Source organism: Serratia sp. BNK-12 (assembly GCF_047456085.1).
Lineage (GTDB): Bacteria > Pseudomonadota > Gammaproteobacteria > Enterobacterales > Enterobacteriaceae > Serratia > Serratia liquefaciens.
Genome location: NZ_CP179896.1, coordinates 125,032 through 144,336 on the forward strand (window position 1 = coordinate 125,032; position 19,305 = coordinate 144,336).

The 19,305-nt window shown below is 57.0% G+C and carries 13 protein-coding genes; 5 read left to right on the forward strand and 8 right to left on the reverse strand.

Annotated elements, in window-relative coordinates:
• Positions 1-311 precede the first annotated feature (311 nt).
• Positions 312-1,745, forward strand: a complete 1,434-nt coding sequence (glgA, locus tag ACMGG1_RS00515; protein ID WP_046372454.1) for a glycogen synthase GlgA — start codon at positions 312-314, stop codon at positions 1,743-1,745.
• A gap of 272 nt (positions 1,746-2,017) precedes the next feature.
• Positions 2,018-4,465, forward strand: coding sequence for a glycogen phosphorylase (glgP, locus tag ACMGG1_RS00520; protein WP_046372455.1), 2,448 nt, complete (start codon positions 2,018-2,020; stop codon positions 4,463-4,465).
• A 44-nt stretch (positions 4,466-4,509) separates the two neighbouring features.
• Here the strand turns inward: glgP and glpD are convergent, their stop codons facing one another.
• The 6 genes from glpD to malT all read right to left on the reverse strand — a co-directional run bounded on the left by glpD (position 4,510) and on the right by malT (position 11,848).
• Positions 4,510-6,018 (reverse strand): glycerol-3-phosphate dehydrogenase, encoded by a 1,509-nt coding sequence (gene glpD, locus ACMGG1_RS00525; protein ID WP_046372456.1) that lies wholly within the window; start codon positions 6,016-6,018, stop codon positions 4,510-4,512.
• A 265-nt stretch (positions 6,019-6,283) separates the two neighbouring features.
• Positions 6,284-7,042, reverse strand: a complete 759-nt coding sequence (locus ACMGG1_RS00530) for a DeoR/GlpR family transcriptional regulator (protein WP_020837378.1) — start codon at positions 7,040-7,042, stop codon at positions 6,284-6,286.
• A gap of 36 nt (positions 7,043-7,078) precedes the next feature.
• Positions 7,079-7,915 carry a rhomboid family intramembrane serine protease GlpG gene (gene glpG, locus ACMGG1_RS00535; RefSeq protein WP_020837376.1) on the reverse strand — a complete coding sequence of 279 codons (837 nt, stop codon included), beginning with the start codon at positions 7,913-7,915 and terminating at the stop codon, positions 7,079-7,081.
• Positions 7,916-8,083: 168 nt separating this feature from the next.
• On the reverse strand, positions 8,084-8,410 hold the full coding sequence (gene glpE, locus ACMGG1_RS00540; RefSeq protein WP_020837374.1) for a thiosulfate sulfurtransferase GlpE: 327 nt from the start codon (positions 8,408-8,410) through the stop codon (positions 8,084-8,086).
• Positions 8,411-8,559: 149 nt separating this feature from the next.
• Positions 8,560-9,108 carry a GNAT family N-acetyltransferase gene (locus tag ACMGG1_RS00545; RefSeq protein WP_020837372.1) on the reverse strand — a complete coding sequence of 183 codons (549 nt, stop codon included), beginning with the start codon at positions 9,106-9,108 and terminating at the stop codon, positions 8,560-8,562.
• A gap of 25 nt (positions 9,109-9,133) precedes the next feature.
• Positions 9,134-11,848: an HTH-type transcriptional regulator MalT gene (gene malT / locus ACMGG1_RS00550; protein ID WP_020837370.1), complete on the reverse strand. Its 2,715-nt coding sequence runs from the start codon at positions 11,846-11,848 to the stop codon at positions 9,134-9,136.
• A 542-nt stretch (positions 11,849-12,390) separates the two neighbouring features.
• Here malT and malP point away from each other — a divergent pair.
• Entirely contained in the window at positions 12,391-14,796 is a 2,406-nt protein-coding gene (malP, locus tag ACMGG1_RS00555) for a maltodextrin phosphorylase (RefSeq protein WP_020837369.1), read from the forward strand.
• Between the two features lie 9 nt (positions 14,797-14,805).
• A complete protein-coding gene (malQ, locus tag ACMGG1_RS00560) occupies positions 14,806-16,896 on the forward strand; it encodes a 4-alpha-glucanotransferase (protein ID WP_020837368.1) in 2,091 nt (696 codons plus the stop codon).
• Positions 16,897-17,082: 186 nt separating this feature from the next.
• Here malQ and nfuA read toward each other — a convergent pair whose 3' ends face one another.
• Together nfuA and gntX are read right to left on the reverse strand one after the other, a co-directional pair.
• Positions 17,083-17,658 carry a Fe-S biogenesis protein NfuA gene (gene nfuA, locus ACMGG1_RS00565; protein ID WP_006328556.1) on the reverse strand — a complete coding sequence of 192 codons (576 nt, stop codon included), beginning with the start codon at positions 17,656-17,658 and terminating at the stop codon, positions 17,083-17,085.
• Positions 17,659-17,725: 67 nt separating this feature from the next.
• Positions 17,726-18,409 (reverse strand): DNA utilization protein GntX, encoded by a 684-nt coding sequence (gntX, locus tag ACMGG1_RS00570; RefSeq protein ID WP_130016893.1) that lies wholly within the window; start codon positions 18,407-18,409, stop codon positions 17,726-17,728.
• A gap of 42 nt (positions 18,410-18,451) precedes the next feature.
• On the opposite strand from gntX, the gene bioH reads away from it, so the two are divergent.
• A complete protein-coding gene (gene bioH / locus ACMGG1_RS00575) occupies positions 18,452-19,228 on the forward strand; it encodes a pimeloyl-ACP methyl ester esterase BioH (RefSeq protein ID WP_414161094.1) in 777 nt (258 codons plus the stop codon).
• Positions 19,229-19,305: the final 77 nt, after the last annotated feature.

Sequence of the window (19,305 nt, forward strand, 5' to 3'; positions counted from 1 at the left end):
AAACTGCCGCCTGCCGCTATATATACCCAAAATAATTCGAGTTGCTTGTAGGCGGTAACTGAGTGAATCCCCAGGAGTTTACTCAAGATCGTTTCTGGGGTGAGTGACAAATCTGCCGGGAGCAGATTTGAACGCTGCTTGCAGCAGCCCCGTAAGGGGTGAGGCCCAAGGATGGGCCGAATAGTTCAGCCAACACCCAAGCAGCTTGAAGTATGACGGGTATAACGGACTGATGGCTTGCACAACGCGGGATTAACAACAGCGGCAAGCCTGCTTTTCCAGAGTAATTTTGCCGATTCTCAGGAGTGATAATGCAGGTTTTACACGTATGTTCTGAAATGTTCCCCCTGTTGAAAACCGGCGGGCTCGCAGACGTGGTTGGCGCATTACCGGCGGCTCAGATCGCCGAGGGCGGCGATGTTCGGGTGTTATTGCCCGCTTTTCCTGACGTGCGCAACGGCATACCGGACTCGGTTCTGGTGGCAGAAATCGATTCTTTCGCCGGCCGGGTCGGCTTGCGTTACGGCACCTACCACGGCGTGGGCATTTACCTGATTGATGCCCCCTGGCTGTACGAGCGGCCGGGTAGCCCGTATCACGACCAATCAATGAATGCCTATTCCGACAACCACCGACGCTTTGCCCTGCTGGGCTGGATAGCCTGTGAGCTGGCCAAGGGGCTGGATCGGTACTGGCGCCCGCAGATAGTGCATGCCCATGACTGGCATGCGGGGCTGGCCTGTGCCTATCTGGCCGCCAATGGCCATCCGGCGCGATCCATCTTCACCGTGCATAACCTGGCCTATCAGGGGTTGTTCTCCGCCCATCACGTGGCAGAGCTGTGGTTACCGCCTTCGTTCTACAACGTCTATGGCCTGGAGTTTTACGGCCAGATGTCATTCCTGAAGGCGGGGTTGTACTACGCCGACCATATCACCGCCGTCAGCCCGACCTACGCGCGCGAAATCACCCGGCCGGAGTTTGGCTATGGCATGGAGGGGCTGCTGCAGGAACGCCAGCATCAGGGGCGCTTGAGCGGCATTCTTAACGGCGTAGATGACAAAATTTGGGACCCGTCCCACGATCCGCGGCTGACTGCCCGTTACGACGCTGACGATCTGAAGAACAAGGTCAAGAACAAGCTGCACCTGCAAAAAGCCATGGGCCTGAAGGTGGATGAGTCGTTGCCGGTGTTTGCGGTAGTGAGCCGCCTGACCAGTCAGAAAGGGCTGGATCTGGTGCTGGAAGCCCTGCCGGCGCTGCTGGAGCAGGGCGGCCAACTTGCGCTGCTGGGGGCCGGCGATGCGGTACTGCAACAGGCGTTTCTCGCCGCTGCCGCCGACTATCCGGAGCAGGTTGGCGTACAGATTGGTTACCACGAAGCCTTCTCGCACCGCATTATCGGCGGAGCCGATGTGATCATGGTGCCGAGCCGCTTTGAACCCTGCGGGCTGACTCAACTCTATGGCTTGAAATACGGCACGCTGCCGCTGGTGCGCCGCACCGGGGGGCTGGCGGACACGGTGGTGGACTGCGCGTTGGAGAATCTGGCCGACGGCAGCGCCAGCGGATTTGTGTTTGATGATTGTGACGCCACCGCACTGGGCAACGCCATTCGGCGCGCCATGGTGCTGTGGAGCAGGCCGAAGCATTGGCGTCACGTCCAGCGCCACGCCATGAGCGTGGATTTTGGCTGGCAGGTCGCGGCAAAGGAATATTTGTCGCTTTATTCCCGTCATATTTGACGCTGTCTCTGTGTTGGCTGCACTCACTTACCCGAATCACTTACCAGTGTAAGCTCATCGGGATAAGTTTTTTTGCCGCCTTGATGCAGCACCAATTATTTTGGGTATATCAACACCTATTGTAATGCCCTATGAATTTCACGTTGCAGCCAGGCGGCCAGCTTACTCATCCCCAGGCGCTTACTTTAGTAAGTAACTGGGTGAGCAAGTGCAGGTAACAACGCTGCGGCTTGAAAGGCGACGGGCAGCCACAAACTTGGGATCGAAAAGCTATGACTTCACCGATTAGTTACACCTCACCCACGGTCAGTGTTGAAGCGCTGAAACACTCCATCGCCTATAAGTTAATGTTTATCGTCGGCAAGGATCCGGCTATCGCCAACCAGCATGACTGGCTGAATGCCGTGCTGTTTGCGGTGCGTGACCGTATGGTGGAGCGCTGGTTACGTTCTAACCGTGCGCAACTTTCGCAGGATGTGCGCCAGGTTTATTACCTGTCGATGGAGTTTCTGATTGGCCGGACGCTGTCCAACGCCTTGTTGTCGATGGGGATTTATCAGGATATCGACGACGCGTTGAATGAGATGGGGCTGAGCCTGGGCGAACTGCTGGAGGAGGAGAACGATCCAGGGCTGGGCAACGGCGGGCTGGGGCGATTGGCCGCCTGCTTCCTGGATTCGCTGGCGACGCTGGCGCTGCCGGGTCGGGGTTACGGCATTCGTTACGAATACGGCATGTTCAAACAGAATATCGTAAACGGCCAACAGATGGAGTCACCGGACTATTGGCTGGAATACGGCAATCCGTGGGAGTTCCCGCGTCATAACACCCGCTATAAGGTGCGCTTTGGCGGACGGATCCAGCAGGAAGGCGCCAAGGCGCGCTGGGTGGAAACCGAAGAGGTAGTCGCCACCGCTTACGATCAGGTGATCCCCGGTTTTGATACCGACGCCACCAATACGCTGCGGCTGTGGAGCGCGCAGGCCAGTAATGAAATCAACCTGGGTAAATTCAATCAGGGCGATTACTTTGCGGCGGTTGAGGATAAAAACCATTCTGAAAACGTATCACGCGTGCTCTATCCCGATGACTCGACGTATTCAGGGCGTGAGCTTCGCCTGCGGCAGGAGTATTTCCTGGTGTCGGCCACGGTGCAGGATATCCTCAACCGCCATTGGACGATGCATAAAAGCTTCGACAACCTGGCAGACAAGATTGCCATTCACCTCAATGATACCCACCCGGTGTTGTCTATCCCTGAGCTGATGCACCGGCTAATCGACGAACATAAGTTCAGCTGGCTGGATGCCTGGGCGGTGGTCGAGCAGGTGTTTTCTTACACCAACCACACGTTGATGAGTGAAGCGCTGGAAACCTGGCCGCTGGACATGATTGGTCGGATCCTGCCGCGTCACCTGCAGCTGATTTTCGAGATTAACGATCACTTCCTCAAACAGGTGCAGGAAGTGGCGCCGGGCGACAATGAGCTGCTGGCGCGGGTGTCTATCATTGATGAAACCAATGGTCGCCGGGTGCGTATGGCGTGGCTGGCGGTCGTGGCGAGCCACAAGGTTAACGGCGTTTCAGCGCTGCACTCCGAACTGATGGTGCAATCGCTGTTTGCCGATTTCGCCCGTATTTTCCCTGATCGATTCTGCAATAAAACCAACGGTGTCACCCCACGCCGCTGGCTGGGGCTGGCTAACCGACCGCTGTCTGACGTGCTGGACGACAGCATCGGTCAGACCTGGCGTACCGATCTCAGCCAACTGAGCGAGATCAAGGCCAATATCGATTACCCCAGCTTCCTGAAGGCGGTGCAAAGCGCCAAACGTCAGAACAAGGAGCGACTGGCGACCTACATCGCCAAAACGTTGAATGTGGTGGTCAACCCGGACGCGCTGTTCGACGTACAGATTAAGCGTATCCACGAGTACAAACGGCAGCTGCTTAACGTACTGCACGTGATCACGCTGTATAACCGCCTGCTGCAGGATCCGGAAACCGAACGGGTGCCGCGCGTGGTGATCTTTGCCGGCAAGGCGGCTTCGGCTTATTACGCCGCCAAACAAATCATCCGCTTGATCAACGACGTCGCCAAGGTGATCAACAACGATCCGCGAGTGCATACGCAGCTGAAAGTGGTGTTCATTCCAAACTACAGCGTCAGCCTGGCGCAAATGATCATTCCGGCGGCGGACCTGTCCGAACAGATCTCGCTGGCAGGCACCGAGGCGTCCGGCACCAGTAACATGAAATTTGCGCTGAATGGCGCGCTGACTATCGGCACGCTGGATGGGGCTAACGTTGAAATGCTGGAACACGTTGGGGCGGAGAACATCTTCATCTTCGGCAACACCGCCGAGCAGGTGGAGGAGCTACGCCGCAACGGTTACAACCCGCATCTGTACTATGAGCAGGATCCGGAGCTGCATCAGGCGCTGACCCAGATTGCCACCGGCGTTTACAGCCCTGAAGAACCTAAGCGCTACAGCAACCTGTTTGATTCACTGGTAAATCTGGGTGATCACTATCAACTGCTGGCAGATTACCGCAGCTATGTGGATACGCAGGACAAGGTGGATGAGGTGTATCGCAATCAGGACGACTGGACGCGTCGGGCGGTGCTGAATATCGCCAATATGGGCTACTTCTCTTCCGACCGCACCATCCAGGAGTATGCGGACGAAATCTGGCACATCAAACCCATCAAGCTGTAATGTAAAAAAGGGCCGGATATCCGGCCCTTTTAACGTTTAGCGGTTTACGATGCCAGAGACAGCGTTTTCGCTTTCGCGTGTTCTGCCAGCCAGGCCTTGACTCGTGCCTGCTGCGTTTCGTCCAGCCACATGCCCAACTTGGTGCGGCGCCAGATAGCGTCATCCAGCTCTACCACCCATTCTTTTTCGATCAGGTAGCGCAGCTCGGCTTCATGCAGGCCGTGACCGAAATCTTCGCCCAGATCGTTGAGGCTGTTGGCACCGGCCAGGATCAGCTCACTGTGGCTGCCGTAGGTGCGTGCAAAACGACGCGCCAGTGATTCAGGCAGCCAGCTGTGCTCGCGGCGCAGTTTTGCGGCGTAGCTATCGCGATCGCCACCGATGTCGCCGCCTGGCAGCGAACCGTTTTTGGTCCACGCCGGGCCGCAGCCAGGGTAGTAGTGCGACAGTTTTTCCATCGCATGCTCAGCCAGCTTGCGATAGGTGGTCAGTTTACCGCCGAACACCGACAGCAGCGGCGCTTTGCCCTGTTCGTCATGCACGTCCAGCGTGTAGTCGCGGGTAACCGCCTGCGGCGAGTCCGATTCGTCGTCGCACAGTGGGCGCACGCCGGAGTAAGTCCAGACGATATCGTCACGGCCCAGCTGTTTCTTGAAGTGGTCGTTATACACTTTCAGCAGGTAGTTGATTTCGTTATCGTCAATCTTCACGTCTTTCGGATCGCCGTGGTATTCCACGTCGGTGGTGCCGATGATGGAGAACTCGTCATTCCATGGGATCACGAAGACGATACGGTGGTCTTCGTTTTGCAGAATATAGGACTGCGGCTGATCGTGTACGCGCGGCACCACGATGTGGCTGCCTTTGATCAGGCGGATACCGTAAGGTGATTTCAGCTTCAGGCCGTCGTCGAAGAAGTGTTTCACCCATGGGCCAGTGGCGTTCACCAGGCCTTTGGCGCGCCAGGTAAAGGTTTTGCCGCTGTCGACGTCGACCGCTTCTACCATCCACAGGCCATTCTCACGCCATGCGCGGGTGACCTTGGTACGGGTACGCACTTCGCCACCGCGTTTTTCCACTTCCTGGGCGTTCAACACCACCAGGCGAGCATCGTCGACCCAGCAGTCGGAATATTCGAAACCGCGCTTCAATTCTGGTTTCAGCACCGATTCTGGTCCAAAGCGCAAACCCTTGCTGCCTGGCAGGCTGGTGCGTTTGCCCAGGTGATCGTACAGGAACAGACCGATACGGATCATCCAGGCCGGACGCAGGTGCGGCTGGTGCGGCAGACGGAAACGCATTGGGAAGGCAATGTGCGGTGCCAGTTTCAGCAGCACTTCACGCTCTGCCAGCGCTTCGCTGACCAAACGGAATTCGTAGTGTTCCAGGTAGCGCAGGCCACCGTGGATCAGTTTGGAACTGGCGGAAGACGTAGCACAGGCCAAGTCTTGCGCTTCCAGCAGCAGTACGGACAGGCCGCGCCCGGCAGCATCCGCCGCGATGCCGGCACCGTTGATGCCGCCACCGATAACGATCAAGTCTTTGGTTTCCACGTCAACTTCCTCCAGATGTTCGAAATAGCTCTTTCATGTTCGTTTTCGCTCATGATTGTAATCAAAAACCAACAAACAAGCCAAGACTTAACCAAACAAAAACATTTAGGCGTGATAGAGGTAACAGTTTGGTGATAGTAGTTATACAAAAAGAAGGGATATTTCGGATGGCAATGACCGGGGCCAGCAGGCTGAACCCCGGAGAAAACGGCAGGAATAACGGAGGTAAAAGCGGTACCGCAGGGTTAAACGTGACGGAGAGGGCTTAGCACAGTTCGAGCTGTACGTCGTACTGCTCGATGATTTTCATCACGCTTGGCGGTGGCAGTTGGTCGGTAAACAGATAGTCGATCAGGTTCATGTTACCGAGGTTGACCATCGCGTTACGGCCGAATTTGGAGTGGTCGGTCACCAGCATCACGCAGCGTGAGTTTTCGATAATTGCGCGTTTGGTGCGCACTTCGTGATAGTCGAATTCGAGCAGCGAGCCGTCCATATCGATGCCGCTGATACCGAGAATGCCGTAATCGAGACGGAACTGGGAGATAAAGTCCAGCGTGGCCTCGCCCATGATGCCGCCGTCGCGGGTGCGCACTTCGCCGCCGGCCAGGATCAAACGGAAATCTTCTTTGGCGGTCAGCAGGGTGGCGACGTTCAGGTTATTGGTCACCACACGCAGGTTCTTGTGGTTCATCAGTGCATGGGCGACCGCTTCCGGCGTGGTGCCGATGTCGATAAACAGCGTGGCACCGTCCGGGATTTGGCTGGCGACGCGTTGGGCAATACGCGCTTTCTGTTCCGACCACATCACTTTACGATCGTTATACGCGGCGTTCACCGAGCTGGAGGGCAGCGCGGCGCCACCGTGGTGACGTTGGATTTTGTTCTGATCGGCCAGGTCATTCAAATCACGGCGAATCGTTTGCGGGCTGACGTCAAAATGTTCGACCAGTTCTTCCGTGCTGACATACCCCTGCAGGCGCACCAGCTCGATAATTGCGTCATGACGCTGTGTTTGCTTCACGATAATCCCCTAAAACGCCCGGCTTGTACCTGGCTGTTATTGTTCGTTGTGCGCGCGATGACGCGTGTCCCAAAATGCCATCAATAACCCTAACACTAAACCGGCTACGTGTGCCGCGTTAGCGATCGACATTCCTAAAATATCGAAATATCCGGCCACCAGCCACAGAACCGAAAACACCATCAGGCCGCGTGGCAGCATCAGACCGCGTTCCGGTGCACGTTCGCCGCTAAGCCAGCAGTAACCCATCAGCGCATAGACTACGCCGGACAGGCCACCGAACAAGGCACCGCTGAACAGCGACTGCGCCCAACCGCTGAAAAAGGCCGAGACCACCGCCAGCACGAACAGCTTGCCGGCGCCGAGGCGTTTTTCCATCGGGCCGCCGAGATACCACCACCACATCAGGTTAAAGGTGATGTGCAGCAGCGAGAAATGCAGGAAAGCATGGCTGACCCAGCGCCACAGTTGCGTGTACTGCTCGCTGTTCTGCGGCCAGGACAGCCAGTACATTACCGCGTCGTCGCCCAGTATCTGCATCAGGATATAGACCACAATGCACAGCGCCATCACGCTCAGCGTCAGCGGGCCGGCCTTGCTGCGCAAGGTGTGCAGATAAGAATAGCCCTGGTAGTGCAGCTCGGCGTCGGTCTTGCCGGCCTGCCAACTGGCAGCCCGGTAGCGGCTGTTGAGTGGATCGATCAGAAACTGCTGCAGCTCATGTTGTACCTGCTCCAGATGGCTGTCGTCAGCCAGCCAGATCTCTGCCGCTTCGCCGCTGTTGTGCACCCGTAGCTCGATGCCCTGTGTCGCCATATAGTCGACAAAGGCCTGCGCCAGGCGGGGGTTGGATACGGCGATTACTCTAACCATGGCTTTTCCGTCTAAGTGAATGATTTTAGCCGCCGGTTTACCCCGATGGCGTTGACGGCCGATTATACCGTCGAAATCCTGAGCGCAGGCAGCAGATCTGCGAAAAACCCGCAAAAACACTCACTAAAAGCGCGAAAAAGGAACCCGCCGCAGACGGCGGGGGGAGGATTATGCGGAGGTTTCAACGTCCTGAGGATATTGGCGTGCCCATGCCTCGAAGCCGCCGTCAATGCTGTACACTGCGTCAAACCCCTGATGCAGCAGGTATTGCGCCGCGCTGCGGCTGCTGTTGCCGTGGTAGCACATCACCATCACCGGACGATCAAAGTCGTTTTGCTGCATAAAGGTCTGCAGGCTGGCGTTGGTCAGGTGAAAGGCGCCTGGCGTGTGCCCGGCTTCAAAACTCTGGGGATCGCGGATGTCGACCAGCGCGGCGCTGTCGTCTTTCCAACGGCTGTGCGCCTGCTCAACGTTGATCGCTTCAAACTGTTCCATAACTGCCAACTGCCTCGTAATAAGAATATGCCGCCATTGTAGTCAATTTCGCGGCAATTAAGACCAGATGAAAATTGTGGTTTATTACACCAGTTGTACTGCTGCTATATAGAACACTATCAGGAAAAGGGCGCCCTTTTCCTGACTCATTAAACTCCCGTTTCGACCGTCATCTTTTCGTAGCGATCGTTGAGGAGCTCTATCTCCGCCGTCACCTTGAACCCTAGCTTGCGATAGAGTGCTTTCAGATGAGGTTTTTTCGTGTCTGCCAGAAGGCCGACTTTATTGAGCCCTTGTCGCCCGGCCTCCTCAACAACACGGCTTATCAGAGATTTTGCTATCCCTCGTCCTCTGCACTCCGGCAGGACGGCCAGGGAATCTATATATATTTCATCGGGGTCTGATTCATTTTCCATTTCAGCTCGATGTTCTGTTATGGCTGTGAACCCTGACTCATCTTCTCCTTTGAAATACAGGATACAGCCAAGTATTTTTTCCTGGTCCCGAGCCACGAAGACGTTTTTATAGCCAAAATAGACATCATGGCGGCCGAAGTTCACTTCGTACTGAAACAGGGCTTCGTTGATATCGTCTTTGCCAGACAGGGCCAGTACCGCATCTTTATCCGCCAGTGCGATAAGCCTTACCACCTCTCCCGCATCAGTTTTTTTAGCGTTGCCAATAATGACATCTTCCATAATCGATGAGTCCTTTCTGTATTCGTCAGGCGCCGTACCCCATCATCTTCAGCAGTTGCTGCGCCTGCTGTACCGCTTCCTGGCGATGGGCTACGCCCAACTTCTGGTACAGGTTACGGATATGGGTTTTGATGGTGGTAGCCGCCACGTCCAGTTCGCCGGCAATTTGATCGTTGCTGTAGCCGGAATAAATCAGCCCCAGAACCTGCCATTCGCGCTGCGTCAGCGGGCTGGTGCGGATCAGTTCCGGTACCTGTGGATGAGTTAGCAGCTTATCGACGAAGTTCTCGTCAAAATGCGCGAACTTATGCCGGTGATGTTGATTGATGTCGCGCAGAATACGTTGGGCGCGATGATTTTCCAACTCCGGCAGCGTATTAAGCTGAATCAATTGGCGCAGTTGCTGCGCCATCGCTTCGCCTTCAATGACGAAATGGCTGATAAATCCGGTACGGCTGGCCAGTGAAAGCGCCTCCATCAGGACCTTTTGCGCGTCGCTTTTACGCTCCATCTGCCAGTAAAGCTGGTTGCTGAGCAACAGGTTACGGTTCAGATCGCTGACCAGGCGCAGGCGGCGGGCATTGTCGTTGAGCTCGTCGAGCACCACTTCGGCCTCTTCATACTGGCCCAGCATGATCTGTACCCGGGCAATGTTGCGCCACTGGCCTTGCATAAAGTGGTTGTCCGCCATGCCGGGTTTTTCGGTCTGGCGCAGCCATTGGGCCGCGGCTGCGGTGTCGCCGGTCATCTGCCAGTGGATCACCCGCGGTTTGTCGGCATTGGTCAGCCAGTCGCGGTGGTATTGAGAGCCGTGCAGCAGGACTTCACAACGTTGCATGTGCGCATTGGCGTTATCCAGATCGCCACGCGCCAGCGAGCACTTGGCCAACATGGCCATGCACTGCAGCTGCTGTTGAGGCTGATAGTTGGCCAGGATTTTCAGGCCTTCGCGGGCGGCGTCTTCCGCTTCGTCCAGCCGCGACCAGGACCACAGGATTTGTGAACGGATACGCAGCAGGAACTCGTGCATTGGCAGCTGTTCCAGATGCTGTTCGCGCACCAGCTCAAAAGCTTTGTCCTGCGTTTCGTAGGCGGCCTGCAGGAACCCCTGCGCAATCAGAATTTCGCTCTGCTGCAGCAGCGCCCAAAGCGCGTAGTGGTAAGCCTGATGGCGTCGGGCCATCTGCTCGGTCTGCTGCATCATCGGCAGTGCGCGAGCCAGCTCGCCCTTGCAGTGATGGACTTCGCCGGTGACCGAGGTGGCGACGATGCGGCTGTAATAGCTGGAAAGCGGCAGGAATTTCAGCGCTTCGGTGGCCAGGCGTTCGGCCTCTTCCGGCTTGCCGGCGTTGATTGCCACCTGCGCGCGCAGGGCATCAAATTCGGCGTGCAGGGTGCGATCGACGTCAATTTTATGCTCGCGCATTGCCTGTTCGGCGCGCTCCAGCAGGGTATTCACTTCGATATAGCGGTGCTGGCTCTGCGCCAGCCAGGCCTGCAGCAGTGCAAGCTTGGGGTTTTGGATCAGCTTTTCGTAAGGAAGCGCGTTCAGACACTCTTCCAGCAGGGCCAGCTCACTGTGGTGGAACAGCGACCAGGCATGCTGCAACAGGATATCGCGCAGCATGCTGACATCGCTGGCCGCCAGCGCGTGGTGGATTGCCTCCGCCGGATACCCCAGCGCCAGCCAACCTTCGGCGGCGGCCCGGTGCAGGCCCGGCAGTTCCAGCGCCAATTCCCATTGGCAACGCTGACGCAGGAAGGTGGCGAATAACGGGTGGAAACAGAACCACTCGCCGCTGTCGTCCATGCGGTGGATAAATAAGCCCTGACGCTCCAGCTCTTCCAGCCGTTGCTGGCCGTTGTCTTCGCCGGTCAGGCGGACGATCAGCGCATCGTTCATGGAACGCAGCACCGAACAACGCAGCAGGAAGGCGCGCGCCTCGGCATCGACGTGATCCAGCACTTCGTCCACCAGATAATCCGACAGGTGGCTGGCATTAAGCCCCGCCAGGCGTTTGGCCGACTGCTGGGCGGAAGAAGTGGATTGACGGGCGGATAACGCAATGAGCTGCAGCGCGGTAGCCCAACCTTCGACCTCATCGCACAGCCGGCTGCTGTCATGCTGTTCCATGGGGGCCGTCAGGCGGCAGTCAAAGAACTGTTTGGCTTCGTGATGGGTAAACGCCAGCTGTTGCGTGCCCATTTCCAAAAGTTGGTCACGCACGCGCAGATTGGCAATGCCCAACGGCGGCAAGGTGCGGGACAGCAGGATCAGCGTCAGATTTTCCGGCTGGTGGCGCAGGAAAAAGCGCATGGCTTCATGAATCACGTCATTGGTGATCAGGTGGTAGTCGTCAATCACCAGATACAGTGGCTGATGCCAGTCGGAAAGCTCGATAAACACCTGGGCGAACAGTGCCGACAGGCTGGCGTACTGATGCTTTTGACTCAGTGCTTCGCTTTTGACGCAGTGGCCGCCGCTGGCGTGTTGCAAGGCGGCTATCAGGTAGCTGGCGAAGCGCTCGGGTTGGTTGTCACTTTCATCCAGCGAGTACCAGCCCAGATCTGATTTACCGGCCGCCCACTGTGCGACCAGCGTCGTTTTCCCGTATCCCGCAGGGCAATTGACCAATGTCAGGCGATAGTTGGCCGTGCTGGCTAATTTGGCCAGCAGGCGATCGCGGATCACGGTATTTTGCAGCCGTACCGGACGGCTCAGTTTCGATGGGATCAGCATAGTATTCCAGAGTGAAAATCGCGGTTTCCGTAGCCGTTGGCCTGCCCGTTGGCGTTCATTGCAGCGCGACGCCTGCCGGGATCGGAGTAGGGTTAATTATTTTATGGCTCGTAATTAATCCCCCTCCTAACTTCTGACAACGTTAAACGTATTGCAACAAGGTTCCGCATTGGCTTGGAGTTATATTGCTATTGATCACACTTTTTTACGTTTACAGCTAAAGCCCTGTGGAACCGTGGTGTTTTAGCGCGCTTGAGTGACGCAGGTACAAGAAAGCATTTATGGGCGCGCAGGCGACTGTAGCCTCTGCGATAACTGTGCTAACGTCATTGAACAAGTTTTCACCTGGTTCTCAGTGCTCGCCGCGTCCGTCGGTGGGCTTTTTTGCATGATGCAAGGGAGTCAAAAAGTGCCTGAGATCACAATTTTAGCTACGCCCCAATCCTCCTCCCCAGCTAATCCCCAGGCGGGATGATGCCTTCACTCTTTCTCCCCGGCACGATAACGCTAATTTGACCCACTTACTGGATAGAGAGTTTTTTATGTCCCAGCCTACGCTTAAAAAGGATGCTTTCCTGGCGGCACTGACCCGTCAGTGGCAAAAGTTTGGCCTCAGTTCTGCACAACAAATGACTCAGCACCAATGGTGGGAGGCGGTAAGCGCGGCGTTGGCCGAGCAGTTGGCTGCGCAGCCTGCACCGCGCAAAAGCAGTAAGCCGCTGCGCCACGTGAACTACATTTCGATGGAGTTTCTGATTGGTCGCCTGACGGCCAACAACCTGATTAACCTGGGCTGGTATGACACCGTCGAGCAGGCATTGGCGGAGCAGGACATCAAGCTGGCGGATCTGCTGGAGCAGGAAACCGATCCGGCGTTGGGCAATGGCGGGCTGGGGCGTTTGGCGGCCTGTTTCCTGGATTCGATGGCGACGGTGGAACAACCGGCCACCGGCTACGGGTTGAATTACCAATACGGGCTGTTCCGCCAGTCGTTTAGCGACGGCCAGCAGCAGGAAGCGCCGGATAACTGGCAGCGCGAAAGCTACCCGTGGTTCCGCCACAACGCCGCGCTGTCGGTGGATGTGGGCATCGGCGGGAAACTGGAGAAATTGGCCGATGGCCGTGAACTGTGGCGTCCGGCATTTACCCTGCGCGGCGAGGCCTGGGATCTGCCGGTATTGGGCTTCCGCAATGGCGTGACTCAACCGCTGCGCCTGTGGCAGGCGACGCATCAGCATCCGTTTAATCTGAGTGATTTCAACGACGGTAAATTCCTGCAGGCGGAGAAGCAGGGCGTTGAAGCGGCCAAGCTGACCAAGGTGCTGTATCCGAATGACAACCACCAGGCAGGCAAGCGCCTGCGCCTGATGCAACAATACTTCCAGTGCGCCTGTTCGGTGGCGGATATCCTGCGTAAGCACCATCTGGCAGGCCGCAAAATTGAAGATCTGCCGAAGTACGAAGTGATCCAGCTTAATGACACTCACCCGACCATCGCCATTCCGGAAATGCTGCGCATTCTGTTGGATGAGCATCAGTTGGAGTGGGATGCCGCCTGGGCCATCACCAGCAAGACCTTCGCCTACACCAACCATACCCTGATGCCGGAGGCGTTGGAGTGCTGGGATGAGAAACTGGTACGCAGCCTGCTGCCGCGCCACTTCTCCATCATCAAACAGATCAACGCCAACTTCAAAAAGCTGGTGGACAAGCACTGGCCGGGTGACGACGCGGTGTGGGCCAAGTTGGCAGTACACCATAACAAGCAGGTCCGCATGGCTAACCTGTGCGTGGTCAGCGGCTTTGCGGTCAACGGTGTGGCGCAATTGCACTCCGATCTGGTGGTGAAAGATCTGTTCCCGGAATATCACCAACTGTGGCCGAACAAATTCCACAACGTCACCAACGGCATCACGCCGCGCCGCTGGCTGAAGCAGTGTAACCCGGCGTTGTCTGGGCTGATTGACGAAACGCTGAAGGTAGAGTGGGCTAACGATCTTGACGCGCTGAAGGGGTTGGAGAAGTACGCCGATGACGCGGCGTTCCGTCAGCGTTATCAGCAAATCAAGCGCGATAATAAAGTCGTATTGGCCAATTACGTGCACGACGTCATGGGGTTGAAATTGAACCCGGACGCGATTTTCGACGTGCAGATCAAGCGCCTGCACGAATACAAACGCCAGCACCTTAACCTGCTGCATATCCTGTCGCTGTATCGTCAACTGCGCGATAACCCGCAGCTGGATATCGTGCCGCGCGTGTTCCTGTTCGGCGCCAAAGCGGCTCCGGGCTATTACCTGGCGAAAAACATCATTTATGCGATCAACCAAGCGGCGTCGAAGATCAACAACGATCCGCTGGTGAAGGATCGCCTGAAAGTGGCGTTTATTCCTGACTACCGCGTTTCCGTCGCTGAGCTGATGATCCCGGCCGCGGATATCTCCGAGCAGATCTCCACCGCCGGTAAAGAAGCTTCAGGGACCGGCAATATGAAGCTGGCGTTAAACGGCGCGCTGACCGTCGGCACGCTGGATGGCGCTAACGTGGAAATCGCCGAGCAGGTGGGCGAAGACAACATCTTTATCTTCGGTAATACCGTGGATCAGGTGAAGGCGCTGCTGGCGAAAGGCTACGATCCGCTCAGCTACCGCAAGAAAGACAAACATCTGAAAGCGATTCTGGACGAATTGGCGAGCGGTGCATTCAGCAACGGTGACAAGCATGCTTTCGACATGATGCTGCACAGCCTGCTGGAAGGCGGCGACCCTTATTTGGTGCTGGCGGACTTTGCTTCTTACTGTAAAGCTCAACAGCAGGTAGACGAACTCTATCGTGACCGTGATGAATGGACGCGTCGTACTATTCTTAACACCGCACGCGTTGGGATGTTCAGCTCGGATCGCTCGATCCGCGACTACCAGCAGCGTATCTGGCAAGCCAAGCGTTAAGGAGAGCGAATGGATCGCAAGGTCATCGATCAGGCGGCAGCTCAGGCGGGTATCGCTGCCGATTATATTAACGCCCATGGTCAACAGCAGGCGATCGCTGAAGACACCAAGCGCAGGCTGCTGGACGCCATGGGCCGAAGCGCGTCACCGCAGGAGCCTGCGGTGACGCCGCTGCCGGCGGTGAAGGTGTTTTATCAGGGCGCGCCGGTGGCATTGCCGCTGGCGGGCAGCGGTGAGTATCAGTGGACGCTGCTGCGCGAAGACGGCGGCCGGCAGCAAGGCCGTGCCAGCGCACGCAAAACGTTCACCCTGCCGGCTGAATTGCCAACGGGCTATCATCAACTGACGCTGACACAGGGTGAACAGCAGTGGCAGTGCCGGTTGATTGTGGCGCCGAAACGCTGCTTCGAACCGGATGCCTTGTTGACCGGCAAGAAGCTGTGGGGCGCTTGCGTCCAGCTTTACACTCTTCGCTCCGATCGCAACTGGGGCATCGGTGACTTTGGCGACTTGCGCCAGATGGTGGAGCAGGTCGGTGAACGGGGCGGCGCTTTTGTCGGGCTGAATCCGATTCACTCGCTGTACCCGGCTAACCCGGAAAGCGCCAGTCCGTATAGCCCGTCGTCGCGACGCTGGTTGAACGTCATCTATATTGACGTGAACGCGGTGGAGGATTTCCAGCGCAACGAAGCCGCTCAGCAATGGTGGCTGAAACCGGCAACGCAAAAAAAGTTGGCCGAGGCCCGTGCCAGCGATCGGGTGGATTACGGCAAGGTGACGCAGCTTAAGCTGGCGGCGTTGCAACTGGCATTCCCGCTGTTCCAGGCGCGTAAAGCCGCTGACTCTCAACGTCAGGCATTCGAGCAGTTTGTTATCGACGGCGGCGAAAGTTTGTATCAGCAGGCGGCATTCGACGCGCTGCATGCTCATCTTGCGGCTGCGGATGACAGCCTGTGGGGCTGGCCGGCCTGGCCGGAAGAATATCAGCAGGGTGATAGCGCTGCGGTAAAGCAATTTTGTCAGCAGCAGCAAGAACAGGTGCAATTTTACCTGTGGCTGCAGTGGTTGGCTGCCAGTCAGTTCGCCGATTGTTTCCGCCAAAGTCAGCAACAGCAGATGCCGATTGGCCTGTATCGCGATCTGGCGGTCGGCGTGGCGGAAGGGGGCGCGGAAACCTGGTGCGAACGCGAGCTGTATTGTCTGAAGGCCTCGGTTGGCGCACCGCCGGACATTCTCGGGCCGCTGGGGCAAAACTGGGGGCTGCCGCCGATGGATCCGCATGTGATGGCGGCGCGCGGCTATCAGCCGTTTATCGATCTGCTGCGCGCCAATATGACCAGCTGTGGTGCGCTGCGTATTGATCATGTGATGGCGTTACTGCGTTTATGGTGGATCCCTTACGGTGAAACCGCCGTTCACGGCGCCTACGTGAAATACCCGGTCGATGACCTGCTGGCGGTGCTGGCGCTGGAAAGTCAACGTCACCGCTGCATGGTGATTGGCGAGGACCTCGGTACCGTTCCGGTGGAAATCGTCGGCAAGCTGCGCGACAGCGGCGTTTATTCCTACAAGGTGCTGTACTTCGAACGCGACGGCGAGAACCACTTCCGCGCCCCGCAGGCCTATCCGGTTCAGGCGATGGCGACCATCACCACGCACGACCTGCCGACGCTGCGCGGCTATTGGCAAAGTGGCGATCTGAAGCTCGGCAACAAGCTGGGGTTGTATCCGGATGCGGAGATCCTGAAAGAGCTGTTCGCCGATCGCGAACGTGCCAAGCAGGGGCTACTGGATGGCTTGCATCACTATGGCTGTGTGCCGCAGAAAGTGGGCAAAAAGGCGGCGTTGTTGAATATGAGCCCGCTGCTTAATCGTGGTTTGCAGCGCTATGTCGCCGACAGCGCCAGCGCCTTGCTGGGTCTGCAGCCGGAAGACTGGTTGGATATGGCGGATCCGGTCAATATTCCCGGCACCAGCGATCAGTACCCAAACTGGCGGCGAAAACTGACCAAAACGCTGGAGGAGATGTTTGCCGATCAGCAGGTCAATCGCCTGCTGAAGGATTTGGACAAGCGGCGGCGCAAGGTCTCGGTGGGGTAACAGAGAGCCATTGTGGTATTAAAGACGGAGCATGAGAACTTTAGCTCTCATGCAAATGGTAGATACCCAAATTAATTGGAGTTGCAGCTAGGCGGCAAGTGCGAGCATCCCCAGGAGCTTACTCAGGTAAGTGACTGGGGTAAGTGCACGCAGCCAACAACGCTGCAACTTCAAGTAAGAAAGGTATCAGTAGTAAGAGTGCTCACCGCGCTGGTGCTCGGTCAAATCGCGTACGCCTTTCAGTTCAGGGAACTTCTGCAGCAGCTCTTTCTCGATGCCTTCCTTCAGGGTCACATCGACCATTGAACAACCGTTACAACCGCCGCCAAACTGCAGGATAGCCAGGCTATCGTCGGTGATTTCCATCAGGGTCACACGGCCGCCGTGGCCAGCCAGCTGTGGGTTGATCTGCGACTGCAGCACGTATTCAACACGCTCCATCAGCGGCGCATTGTCGTCTACCTTGCGCATTTTGGCGTTTGGCGCTTTCAGCGTCAGCTGCGAGCCCAGTTGGTCGGTGACGAAGTCGATTTCGGCATCTTCCAGATACGGTTTGCTCAGCTCGTCGATATAGGCGGACAGCTTTTCGAACTTCAGCTCGGTATCTGTCGCTTCAACGGCGTCCGGCGGGCAATAAGAGACACCGCATTCGGCCGTAGGCGTACCCGGGTTGATCACGAATACGCGGATTTGGGTGCCTTCCTCTTGGTTTGCCAGCAGTTTGGCAAAGTGTTCCTGTGCAGTATCTGTTATACGAATCATGGCATTAGCTCGTTAGTTCAAATAGTTGACTTTAATACTAGGTTATAATACGCCCATTGCCCTGGTACTACAACGTGCGGCAAACGCACCAGATCTGGATCGATGCGGCTCCCTGCTGCTGCAACAACTTGGCGATTTCCATGACCGTACTGCCGGTCGTCACCACATCGTCCAGCAGCGCGACGTGTCGGCCCGCCATGGTTTCATGGCAACGAAACGCACCACGCAAATTGCGCCGCCGCGCGCGGGCCGATAGCCGTTGCTGCGGAGCCGTTTTACGCACCCGGCTCAGGGCGGCGGGGCGGTAATCGCACCCTAACCAGTGGGCCAGCGGCCGTGCCAGCAGATCGCTCTGATTATAGCCGCGCCGCCAGCAACGTTTTGCCTGTAAGGGTACCGCTAAAATGATATCGGGTCTGTTCAGATATTGCTCTCGATGCGCCTGTTGCCAGTTCAGCAGGATTAGCCGCGCCAGCAGCGGGGCCAGTTCCGGCGTGTGCTGAAACTTGAACTTTTTTATCAACTGGCGCAGCGGCGCGGCGTAGTCATTGACGAACACCAGCGCCTGCCAGGGTGGCGGCTGTTGCAGGCAGCGGCCACAGGGCAATCTGGCATCGCCGGCGGGCAGACCGCAGCGCGGGCAGCACAAAGGTTTGGCGGGCATGTGACGCAGGCAGTAGCTGCAGATACCCTGACCATAAAGACGCAGCGACTGTCGGCATAGCCAACAGCGGCTATGGATTGATAGCATAACCGTCCTCCCTGACGGATGAGAATGAAAGGACAATAACGGATGAGTGCGTTGTACTGGCAAACAATAGGTGAAGGCGATCGCGATCTTGTGCTGCTCCACGGTTGGGGGCTGAATGCCGAAGTGTGGCATTGCATGATTGAGCGACTGACGCCGCATTTCCGCCTGCATCTGGTCGACCTGCCGGGCTATGGCCGTAGCCAGGGGTTTGGCCCTATGTCACTCGAACAGATGGCGGAAACCGTGATGGCCGCGGCACCGGCGCAGGCCTGGTGGCTGGGCTGGTCGCTGGGCGGGCTGGTGGCCAGCCAGATTGCGCTGTTGCAGCCGCAACGGGTGAGCGGATTGATCACCGTGGCTTCATCACCCTGTTTTGCCGCTCAGGATGACTGGCCGGGGATCCGTCCGGAGGTGTTGAGCGGTTTCCAGCATCAGCTGGGGCAGGATTTTCAGCGTACCGTAGAGCGTTTTCTGGCATTGCAGACGCTGGGAACGGAAAGCGCGCGGCAAGATGCCCGCCTGCTGAAATCGGTGGTGCTTAACCAACCGATGCCAAGCGTTGAGGTATTAAACGGTGGGCTGGAAATACTGCGAACGGCCGATTTGCGCCAGCCACTGGCCCAGCTGCCGTTGCCGCTGTTGCGGGTTTACGGTTATCTGGACGGTTTGGTGCCGCGTAAGGTGGCAGAACTGCTTGATGCCAAGTGGCCAAACTCGCCATCAATCATCATTGCAAAAGCAGCTCATGCACCATTCATTTCCCACCCTGATGAATTTGCAGAAATTATTGGCACTTTTGTGGCAGAAAATGGGATCTGACCCAAAATCGCACAATAAAGCGCTAAAAAAAGAGCCGCTTAGTGGATAAAAAATAAACCTGTTCAATACTTAGGTGG